Origin of the sequence: Murinocardiopsis flavida, assembly GCF_003014485.1 — a bacterium.
Classification (GTDB): Bacteria; Actinomycetota; Actinomycetes; order Streptosporangiales; family Streptosporangiaceae; genus Murinocardiopsis; species Murinocardiopsis flavida.
In genome coordinates this window covers 65,866-76,047 of sequence record NZ_PYGA01000029.1, presented here as the reverse complement: position 1 = coordinate 76,047, position 10,182 = coordinate 65,866, and the positions used below count along the sequence as shown (strand labels likewise).

10 protein-coding genes are annotated in these 10,182 nt (G+C 73.7%); 6 read left to right on the top strand and 4 right to left on the bottom strand.

The window, feature by feature from the left end; translation table 11 throughout:
• Positions 1-263 (top strand): hypothetical protein (locus CLV63_RS33835; RefSeq protein ID WP_211301525.1); only part of this gene is annotated, 263 nt, incomplete at its 5' end.
• Between the two features lie 200 nt (positions 264-463).
• A complete protein-coding gene (locus CLV63_RS29050; RefSeq protein WP_106586436.1) occupies positions 464-988 on the top strand; it encodes a hypothetical protein in 525 nt (174 codons plus the stop codon).
• Positions 989-1,120: 132 nt separating this feature from the next.
• Here the strand turns inward: CLV63_RS29050 and CLV63_RS34170 are convergent, their stop codons facing one another.
• Together CLV63_RS34170 and CLV63_RS29040 are read right to left on the bottom strand one after the other, a co-directional pair.
• A complete protein-coding gene (locus tag CLV63_RS34170; RefSeq protein ID WP_211301524.1) occupies positions 1,121-1,471 on the bottom strand; it encodes a hypothetical protein in 351 nt (116 codons plus the stop codon).
• A 256-nt stretch (positions 1,472-1,727) separates the two neighbouring features.
• Positions 1,728-2,564: a PhzF family phenazine biosynthesis protein gene (locus CLV63_RS29040; RefSeq protein WP_106586435.1), complete on the bottom strand. Its 837-nt coding sequence runs from the start codon at positions 2,562-2,564 to the stop codon at positions 1,728-1,730.
• Here CLV63_RS29040 and CLV63_RS29035 point away from each other — a divergent pair.
• Positions 2,563-2,802, top strand: a complete 240-nt coding sequence (locus tag CLV63_RS29035) for a VOC family protein (RefSeq protein ID WP_106586434.1) — start codon at positions 2,563-2,565, stop codon at positions 2,800-2,802. The two genes, CLV63_RS29040 and CLV63_RS29035, sit on opposite strands and share 2 nt — an antisense overlap.
• 140 nt (positions 2,803-2,942) lie before the next feature.
• The gene (locus tag CLV63_RS29030; RefSeq protein WP_106586433.1) at positions 2,943-3,905 is read left to right on the top strand and encodes a GNAT family N-acetyltransferase; all 963 of its coding nucleotides are present in this window, start codon (positions 2,943-2,945) and stop codon (positions 3,903-3,905) included.
• A gap of 72 nt (positions 3,906-3,977) precedes the next feature.
• Here CLV63_RS29030 and CLV63_RS29025 read toward each other — a convergent pair whose 3' ends face one another.
• The gene (locus tag CLV63_RS29025) at positions 3,978-4,715 is read right to left on the bottom strand and encodes a MerR family transcriptional regulator (protein ID WP_106586432.1); all 738 of its coding nucleotides are present in this window, start codon (positions 4,713-4,715) and stop codon (positions 3,978-3,980) included.
• A 336-nt stretch (positions 4,716-5,051) separates the two neighbouring features.
• On the opposite strand from CLV63_RS29025, the gene CLV63_RS29020 reads away from it, so the two are divergent.
• Positions 5,052-6,983: a S9 family peptidase gene (locus CLV63_RS29020; protein ID WP_106586431.1), complete on the top strand. Its 1,932-nt coding sequence runs from the start codon at positions 5,052-5,054 to the stop codon at positions 6,981-6,983.
• A gap of 106 nt (positions 6,984-7,089) precedes the next feature.
• On the opposite strand, the gene CLV63_RS29015 is transcribed toward CLV63_RS29020, so the two are convergent.
• Positions 7,090-7,746 carry a class F sortase gene (locus tag CLV63_RS29015; protein ID WP_106586430.1) on the bottom strand — a complete coding sequence of 219 codons (657 nt, stop codon included), beginning with the start codon at positions 7,744-7,746 and terminating at the stop codon, positions 7,090-7,092.
• A 464-nt stretch (positions 7,747-8,210) separates the two neighbouring features.
• Here CLV63_RS29015 and CLV63_RS29010 point away from each other — a divergent pair, with 464 nt between their 5' ends.
• The gene (locus CLV63_RS29010) at positions 8,211-10,088 is read left to right on the top strand and encodes an asparagine synthetase B family protein (RefSeq protein WP_106586429.1); all 1,878 of its coding nucleotides are present in this window, start codon (positions 8,211-8,213) and stop codon (positions 10,086-10,088) included.
• Positions 10,089-10,182: the final 94 nt, after the last annotated feature.

Here is a 10,182-nt window from a genome sequence, read left to right as displayed (position 1 = left end):
ACCGCCCCAAGCACGTCACCACCACCGCCCGCCAACGCACCCGCAAACGCACCCACCGCGATCAGGGATCCGACAGCGGGACCCCCGCCACCCCGGCCCCCGCACGGGCGCCCCGCAACCGCCGCGACATCGGCACCACCGACACCGAACTCCTCACCCGCCACACCAACGGGGAGAGCTACCGCGAAATCGCCGCCACCCTGCCCATCGGCCCCACCGCTGTGCGCACCCGCATCCTCAACGCCTTCAAGGCTGCCGGATAGCCCCACCGGCCAGGAATCATGCCGAACTTGACCCTTATGCGTTCCTTATAAGCGTGTCTTGAACTCCCCTTTGTGCCTCCTTGCGTACGGTCGATTACGGAAAGTGACGGAAGCGTGCGGGTTGCGGACACATGTCCGACGAAGACGGGTCCCCGCACAGCGCCGAATCCGCCACTCCGAACCACCAAAAGGAGACACCAATGCAGCTCAATCGCGTTACCTGGACCGCTGTCGGCACCACGGCCCTCGCCGGGGCGCTCGTGATCGGCGGCGGGGCCGCCGCGCTCGCCGACGGGAGCAGCTCCACTGCGCCGTCCGACGGCGGCGTCGTGGACAACGGCGGCACCATGGACAACGGCGACGGCGACCGCTCCGGCAACGGTGCCGCCGAGGACGGCATGGGCACCGGCAGCAACGGGGACCTCCCCGACGGCGGCGCCCACACCGGGTTCGGCGGAGCACCGGCCGACGGCAGCGTCACCCACCAGGACGACAACGGCGACAACGGCGCCGACGACGGCGAAAGCCGCTACAACAACGATGACGCCGACACCGACGACATCGCGGGCAACGGCGCCGACACGGGCGCCGACGCCCCCGAGGGCGGCGCCGCGGCCGGGTTCGGCGCCTCCGACACCGCGCTGACCACGGCCGCCGGGCTGGGCCTGCTCGCTCTCGGCGCCGGCGCCGGAGCGATCACCCTTACGCGCCGCGGCACCAAGTAGCCGCGACCGCCAGATACAGCAGCGGGCCGACCCCCGAGGGGGCCGGCCCGCTGTCGCTTCCGCGGAACCACCGGCGCGGAAGCGGTGCCGGGCCCGATTCGTGGTCCGGGCCCGACGGCTCTGTGGACACGCTCACCGCGAGGCGCGGCGGCGCAGCGTCACCCCCGCCGCGGTCCCGCCCAGCGCCAGCAGGCCGAGGCCCGCTGCGGTCGCGAGTGCGGTGTCGGACCCGCCGAACCCGGTCTCGGAGCCGCCCGCGGGCGCTTCGCGCGGCGCGGTGCTCGGACTCGGCGAGGGGGACTGGGACGGGGATGGGGACGCGCTCGGGCTCTCGGACGGGGACCCGCTCGGGCTCATGGACGGCGACGTGGTGGGGCTGGTGGACGGGGTCGCGCTGTCAGCGGCGAGCGCGGCACCGGCTCCCCCGATGGCGAGCGCCCCGGCAATGGCACCGGTGGTGAGTGCAGTCCGGACGAACCGCATGAGCAACCCCTCTTCGGCAGACGTTCCCGCGGAGACGGAACGGGGCCGATCGACCCTGAGCGCAGACGCCCCGAACCACCCCGTTCGTCACTATCTGCAATCAAACGTACACAGAGTGCCATAAACGGCGGTTCAAGGGAGGCCCAGAACTCCGGCATCAAACCCCCGGCCCCGAAGGAACCCCGACCCCGAAGGAACGCGGAGGCCGCGGCGACCGTCCACCTGTGCCGAGGTTCGGCCGGTCGCGGATCGCCCGTCAGACGTGCAGGGTCCCGTCCATGACGGTCACCGCGTGGCCGGTGAGGTGGACCCGGTCGCCGATGACGGACGTGCGCACCACGCCGGTACGCGGGGACACCTGGAGGCCGGTCAACCCGTCGCGACCGAAACGGGCCGCCCAATAGGGCGCCAGGGCGGTGTGGGCGCTCCCCGTGACCGGGTCCTCCATGATCCCTTCGGCGGGCGAGAAGAACCGCGAGACGAAGTCATAGCCCGGCCCCGGCCCTGCGTCCGCACCCGCGGCGGCCGTGATGATGACGCCGCGCAGTCCCTCGCGCCGGGTCAGTGCCGCCATCGCGTCGAGGTCGGGTTCCGCGGCGCGGACGGCGGCCTCGTCCGGCAGGACGGTGAGCAGGTCGCCCAGGGCTCCGGTGCGATACGTCGCGACGGGTTCGACCCCGAGCACGCGTGCCAGCCCTGCCGGAACAGGGACCTCGGTGCCGAAGGCCGCGGGAAAGTCGAGGGTGACACGGCCCTCGTCATCGGACTCGGCCGCGAGCCCGCCGCTGAAGCGGCTGTGGAAGCGCACAGCGCTCTGACTCCTGCCTTCTGTGCGCAGGACATGCGCCGAGGCGAGCGTGGCATGGCCGCACAGGTTCGTCTCGACCAGCGGCGTGAACCAGCGGATCGCCCAGTCGGACTCCGGGGCCGCGCTCATCGGGAGCACGAACGCCGTCTCCGAGAAACCCAGTTCGGCGGCGACGCGCCGCATCCAGTCGTCCTGCGGCCAGTCGCCGTGCGGCAGCACGCACACCCCGGCCGGGTTCCCGGCGAACGGCTTGTCGGTAAAAGCGTCGACAATGTGGATTCGCATGCCGAAACGGTACCGACGGCGATCACCGCCCCACCAGCGCCAATTCGACGAACTGGACCGCTCTCCGACGCACGGCGGGCTCGCCGGCGGGGAGGACGACTGGGCGGAGCAGGCCGATCGGGTGGCGGCGCTGGGCGCGGAGCGGGTCAGTGACAATGAGCAGGACCGGGTCCGCTGGGTCGAGTTCCGGGACCCTGAGGGCAACACGTTCCGGATTTTCGCGCCGCGCCCGCTGTAGCGGCGGCCCGACCCTGACCCGGCCCGGCGGTCCACCCCTCGGGCCGCGGCGGCGCGAGGGCGTCCATCCGCTCGTCCGCGGGACGTGCGTCCCGCAGCGGCGTAGGGTGGCAGCACGCGGGAAAGACCTCGGGAGACCCGATGGCGCTGGACGTCGTACCCTTCGCGGACCACCACATCGACCACGCCGTGGCCCTGCTGACAGCCGCCCACGCGCCCACCGGCGCCGCCGTGCCCGCCGTGGATCTGGCCGACCCCGGCGCGGCCCGCGCACAACTCGATGCGTTCGGTGCCGCAGGCCCGGCGGTGGCCGCGCTGAGCGGCGGCGTGCCCGTCGGCTTCATGGCGGCCACCGTGCCGAAACTCCAGGGCACTCCGCTCGGGCGCGTTCGCATGCAGCACCACGCGGCCGCTCCGGACGGCATCCGCGCGACCTACCGCCACCTCTACCGGGCGCTCGCCCAGGAACTGGTGGACGTCGGCTGCTTCGAGCACACCGTCAAGGTCGCCGCCGAGCACCGCGACACCGTCGCCTGCCTCGTGGAACTCGGCTTCGGTTTCGACCAGGTCAAGGGCTTCCGCCCCATAGCCCCGCTGGCCGGCCCCGCGCGGCAGGTCCGGCTGCGCCGGGCGCACCGGGACGACCTCGCCGACCTCGTCCGCCTCACCGTGGAGTTGCAGCGGTTCCACGCCCAGGCGCCGATGCTGCGGCCCGCCGAGATCGACGTGCTCGCGACAGGCGACGACCTGCGCGCCGCCATCGCCGACGACCGGCGGCTCGTCCTGGTCGCCGAGACCCACGGGCGTCCCGCGGGGGTGATGGTGGCCGACCACGACAGCCGCTATTCCACGGCGGCGTCGATCGGTATCGCCGCGGTGACCGCCGACGCGCGGTCCGAAGGCATCGGCACCGCCCTGCTGGCCGGAGTGGTGGAGTGGGCCGCGGACCAGGGCTTCGGCTCCTGCGGCGCCGAGTGGACATCGGCGAACCTGGTCAGCGACGCCTTCTGGCGCGGCCACGGCTTCGTCCCCGCCCGCTACACGCTCACCCGCCGGGTCGACCCCCGCGTCTCATTGGACTACCGCCACTTCGTCCCGCGGTAGGAGCCCGCCCGGAAGGAGCCCACTCGCGGTCCGGCCGCTCCCGCGGCGGGGGCGCCGCTGTTCAGGCGCGGGTCAGGCGTCCCGCCCGTCCGGGCGCGGGTCGTCCGCCAGGATGCGGTGCACCTGCTGGAGCACCGCCACCTGCGCCGGGTTGTAGAGGTCCGAGAGGGCCTGCGCCACGGCGACCATGGCGTCCCGCTCCCTGCCGAGGGCGAACGGGCCCGGGTCGCGCGCGGAGGGGTACTGCGCGCGAATGGAGCGGACGACGGGCGCGAAGCGCTCCGCGAGATCGCGCACGGCGGCGGCGTCGGCGTCGGCGGGAATGCCGTTGAACTCGGCGTCGGCGTCCTGATGGCTCGTGGACATGTCCTGCATGTCCTGCATGACCTCATCCCCGAAGAGCCGGGACGAGACCATGATCATCGCCCGGTCCGCGTCGGACAGGCTCGATGCCACGGCCTCGAACCCCGGCGGGACGTCCGCCGCCGCGTGATGGCGCAGGAGGTCCGCGAGCTCGGCGCGGATGCCCTGCTGCCGTTCGATCGAGGCGGCGAGCTCGGCGTCGAGTGTGCGCACCGTGTCGGCGAAACCGTCGCCCGGCCCGTCCATCGCGGCGATCTGCGCCAGCGACATCCCGAGCTTGCGCAAGCGCCTGATCTGGAGCAGCCGCACGAGGTGGCGCGTGGTGTAGCGCTTGTACCCGTTCAGGGCGCGCTCCGGCTCCTCTATCAGGTCGATGTCGTGGTAGTGCCGGATGGCCTTGATGGTCGTGCCCGCGAGGTCGGCGAGTTCACGGGTGCTCCAGGCCATCAGCGGGCGGGGTGGGTGCTCGGCATGGGCCCATTCTCCGCGATCCGGCACCCGGGGCGGGACGCGGGAGCGGCCCGGCCTCGCAGGTGGGCGCCTGGTGGACCCGGCTCGGACACGGCACGGGCGCGGCACGGGCGCGGCACGGGCGCGGCACGGGCGCGGCACGGGCGCGGCACGGGCGCGGCACGGGCGCGGCACGGGCGCGGCACGGGCGCGCGCTTGACCATGCCCTTGGGACATCGTTTGGAATGTCGGTACCCGGGACGTGCTCGGATCCACCGACCCCGTCGTGGCACCCGCAGTCCTCCGCGCCGCCCACCCCGAAGGAGCATGCCCATGACCACCGCGGACCACGGAACTCGGCCCCGACGCATCGAGGCCGAGGAGTTCTTCGCCGATCCCGCCTTCGCCAACCCGACCATTTCGCCGGACGGGACGCGGCTGGCCTACCTCGCCCCTGCGAACGGGCGGCGCAACGTCTGGGTGCGCGGGATCGACGAGGACCACGACGAGGCCATCTGCGTCACCCGCGACACCCGGCGGGGCATCACGCGGTACTTCTGGTCCGACGACTCGCGGTGGCTGCTGTACCAGCAGGACACCGACGGCAACGAGGACTGGCACCTGTACCGGGTGGACCTCAAGGACCCGGGCGCGCCGGCCGTCGACCTCACCCCGCTGCCGAGCGGATCCCGGGTGTTCGCCGCCGAGCCGCTCCCTTCGCATCCGGGGTGCGTGCTCGTGACGATGAACAGGCGGCCGACGGCGCTCGACATGTTCCGCATCGACGTGGCAACGGGCGAGACGACGCCCCACTACGAGCAGTCGGAACCCACGGAGGGCATGCTGCTCGACCACAACGGCGAACCGGCGTTCTCCTCCCGCGTCACCGCGGACGGCGCGATCGAGTTCTCGGCCGTCGACCCCGCGTCGGGGGAGCGCCGGCTGCTGGCGCGCATGGGCGGGGCCGAGTACCCGATGGAGGTCCAACCGCAGCTCGTGACCCCCGACGGTACGGGACTCGTCGTCGGTGCCTACCTCGACTCGGACGACCTGAAGCTGGTGCGCATCGACCGCGAGACCGGTGCGACGAGCGTCGTCGCCGCGCAGGAGGGCCGGAGCCTGGACACCATGGGCACCATGGTCCCGGGCCTGCTGCCGCCGACGGTGTTCACCCGCCGCGGCACCGGCGAGATCCTCGCCGCCCGGTTCGTGGGGCGGCGCCCGCGCATCGAGGTGCTCGACGAGCGCTTCGCCGAGGTCTACGCGGCGCTGTCGGCCCTGTCCGACGGCGTCCTGGGCACGCTGTCGTCGGACGACGCGGGACAGCGGTGGGTCGCCACCTTCGTCCATGACCGGGACCCCGCGGTGGCCTGGTACTACGACCACGCCACCGGCCGGAGCCGCCGCCTGTTCCGGCCGTACCCGCACTTGGACCCGGCGGACCTCGCACCGATGGAGGCGGTCGCGTTCACCGCCCGCGACGGGCTGCCGCTGCACGGGTTCCTCACCCTCCCCGTCGGCGCCGCCCCGGAGGGGCTGCCGCTCGTGCTGGTCGTGCACGGCGGGCCGTGGCTGCACGAGACCTGGGGCTACAGCGCTCAGGCGCAGTTCCTGGCCAACCGCGGATACGCGGTGTTGCAGGTGAACTTCCGCGGCTCCACCGGGTACGGGCGGCGGCACACCGTCGCCGGGATCGGCGAGTTCGCCGGCGCGATGCAGGACGACCTGCTCGACGCCGCCGCATGGGCGGTCGACCAGGGCTACGCCGACCCGCAGCGGATCGGCATCATGGGCGCCTCCTACGGGGGCTACGCGGCCCTGGTCGGCGTAACGGCCACCCCGGACCGCTTCGCAGCGGCCGTCGACGTCGTCGGGATCGCGGACCTGGCGAGCTTCCTGCGCAGCCTGCCCCCGTTCAGCCGTCCGTACCTGATGAACAACTGGTTCGCGTACGTGGGCGACCCCGACGACCCCGCCCAGGAGGCCGACATGCTCGTGCGGTCGCCGATCGGCCGGGTCGACCGGATCACCACGCCGCTGCTGATCGCCCATGGCGCCAACGACGCCCGCGTCATGCGCGCCGAGTCCGACGGCGTGGTCGCCTCGCTGCGCGGCCGCGGGGTCCCGGTCGAGTACCTCGTCGCCGAGGACGAGGGGCACGGCTTCGCCAACCCCGAGAACGAGATCCGCCTCCAACGCGCGATCGAGGCGCATTTCGCCGCGCATCTGGGCGGCGCGGGCGGGCCTGGGGCCAGCGGGGCGTGACCGCGCCGGCCCCGAGGCAGGGACGGCGGCGCGGCCGGTGCGCGCGGTAGGGGCGGCGCCCGCCCGCGTTCCGTCGCCCCATGGGCGCGCCCCGCGGGGGCGCGCCCTACGTCCGGGCGTCGACCAGGCGGGCGTAGAGGACGATGTTGTCGGCGTAGCTCCCGGACTTCTTGTCGAACGCGCCGCCGCAGGTGACCAGGCGCAGGCCCGGGTAGTCGAGATCGCCGTACACCCGCTCGGTGGGGAAGTCGTCCTTCGGGACGGTCTCGCCCGCCTCCACGGCGAACACCGCGGTGGACCCGTCCTCGCGGTCCACCGCGATCTCGTCGCCGCGATCCATCCCGCCGACGCCGAAGAACACCGCGGGGCCCGTGTCGGAGTCGACGTGGCCGAGGATCACCGACGACCCGCGCTCCCCCGGCGTCGGCCCGTTCTTGTACCAACTGGTGTCGGCCACCTGCGCCAGCGTGGGGACGGCGACCGTGCCATCGTCGTTCAGGCCCAGCGGGATGACGTCGGCGCGCACGTCGAGCGACGGGATGCGGATCCGCGTGGGGGGCGACGCCCCCATCGGCGCGGGCGGCTCGCCGGCCGACGCCGGCGCGATCGTCTCGGCCATGGCGGCGGGCGGCATCGGGGCGCCCTCCCGCGGGAGCAGCGCGTAACCCAGCAGCACCGCCCCGGCGGCGATCGCGGCGAACGCGGCGGCCCCGATCCAGGCCCGGCGCCGTATCCCCGCCGCGCGCGCGTGTTCCTTCAGCATCTGCCCCTCCCTCGGCCCGCCGGGGCGGCGCAATGTTCTCCGTTGCGGATTCGCGCGCGTACAGCCGCCGGGCAATGGCGAAAACGGCATGGGGCCGTCCTTTCGCACATTAGCCAGCGGCATGCGCATCAGGGGCGAAGCCGCGCGGAGTGTCGCAGGTCGGGCGGCACGGAGCCGCGTGGAATCGGCACCGGAAACCGTGCCGTGAAAGTGCCGGAAACAGTGCCGGAAACGGCGCGGGAACAGCGCCCCGAACGACCTCCGCTGGCTGCGCGGGGAGAATTTCCAGGTCAATGAAATACCACGAAATCACCATTCACCCGCCACATCAAAGCGGAACCGGATGAAACCGCGTGTCAGTCCCTGCCGATCCGCCGAATCCGGTGGAACGTGGCAGACGGGGCGGACTCCGCTGCGCGGCGCCCGCCGCCGACCATGCGGCACCAGGGGACGGAGCGGTGCGAATGTGCGGGATAGCCGGATACGCCGGGGCGGCCCCCGAACCGGGTGAGCACGTCCTCGCGCGGATGGTCGCCGCCCTGCGGAGCCGCGGCCCCGACGGCGACGGCGCGCTCGTACTGGGCGGCCTCGGCCTGGCCCACACCCGCCTGTCCGTTGTCGGCCGCACGGACGGACCGCAGCCGCTGCGCTCCCCGGACGGCCGCTACCTGCTGGTCTTCGACGGCGAACTGGAGAACTGGCGCGACCTCCGCGCCCGGCTGGAGGACCGGGGGCACCGGTTCGCCGGCCACACCGACATCGAAGTGGTCCTGGCCGCGTGGCAGCAGTGGGGGCTGTCGGCGTTCAACCGGTTCAAGGGGGCGTTCGCCCTCGCGGTCGGCGACCTGGAGAGCGGGACGGTGGTCCTGGCCCGCGACCTGTTCGGCATCCGCCCCCTCCACTACGCCCAGACGACCACCGGCCGGGTGGTGTTCGCCAGCGCCCCGGCGGCGCTCCTTGCGTCCGGGGCGGTGCCGCGCGGCACCGACGGCACCGCCGTCTACCGCTACCTGCGGTTCGGCGTCCACGACGACACCGAGAGGACGTTCTTCGGCGGCGTCCGGCGGCTCCTCCCCGGGCACTTCGCCGTGCTCGAACCCGCCGGCCGGGTGCGGACCGCCGAGTACACGTCCGTCCCCGAGACGCTGCGCGGCCTCAGCGGCGGCAGCGGCGCCTACGACGGGATCGCGCGGTCGGCGCTGCTGCGCACCCTGAACGCGTCCCTGCGCCGCGGGCTGGTCAGCGACGTGCCCGTGGGCGTCATGCTGTCGGGCGGGCTCGGCTCGGCCACCCTCGCGGCGCTGGTCGACCGGCTCATGGGCGACTCCGACGAGCACGCCCGCTACCTGGGGCGGCGCCAGGAGGCGTACTCCGTCCTGCTGCCCGGCGCCGACCCCGCCTCGTGCCGGCGGGTCGACGGCTTCGCGCGCGGCGGCGGCGCCTCCCGCGTCCACCGGTTCCGGCCGTCGCCGGAGGAGTTCCGTGCCGACATCGACGCGTTCGTGCGGGCCATGGAGGAGCCCGTCGCCTCGCCCTCGTCGTACGCGCAGTACCGGGCGGTGCGCGAGGCGGCCGCCGCCGAGGTCCGCGTCGTCCTCACCGGGCAGGGCGCGGGGGCGCTGCTGCCGGGTGCCCCGCAGTACCGCCTGCTGCACCTGCGCGACCTGCAACGGCAGCGGCGCTACGGGAGGGCGGTGTCGGCCCTCGCCGCCTCGGCGCTGCCCCTGGGCCGCGCCGCGGGCGGCGCGCTCGCCGGGCGCGTCTCCCATGGCATCGGCGTCTCGGCGCGCCCGCTGCTCGCCGGCGACTTCGCGGCCGAGCACAGCGGCGAACGGGTCCGGGTCGTGGACGAGAGCCTCAAGCGGCGCATAGCGGACGACATCTTCCGCGGGCGGCTGCAACCCGCGCTGCGGTGTCTGGACCGCACCAGCGCGCGGTTCTCCGTCGCGGCGCGGTCCCCGTTCCTCTCCGTCGACCTGCTGCGGGTGCTCTGGGGGGTCGACGGGGGCGCGCTGTTCCACGGCTCGGCGGACCAGTGGGCGCTGCGCGACTCGGCGGAGGGCCTCGTCCCCGCCGCGGGCCGCGCCCCGTTCCCGCGACCGCGGGGCGAGCCGCTGAAGTGGATCAGGGAACCGATGCGGGAGGTGTTCGCCAGCGAGACATTCGCCTCACGTCCGTTCATCGACCACAAGGCGGTCCGCTCCGCCTTCCGCGGGCACCTGAACGGGCGCCCGCTCGCCGACCCCACCGTGTTCTGGCGGCTCTTCAACCTGGAGCTATGGATGCGCGCGTACGTCGACAGCCCCTACACCGGCCGCCGTCGACTCGTCGGGGCCGAATGAGGACGCGGCCGCCCGGCGGCTTCCCGCCGGACGTCACCTACCCTTGGCGCAGCGCACACGGGCCCGAGCACCGCGCTGATTGCCCCAAATTCGC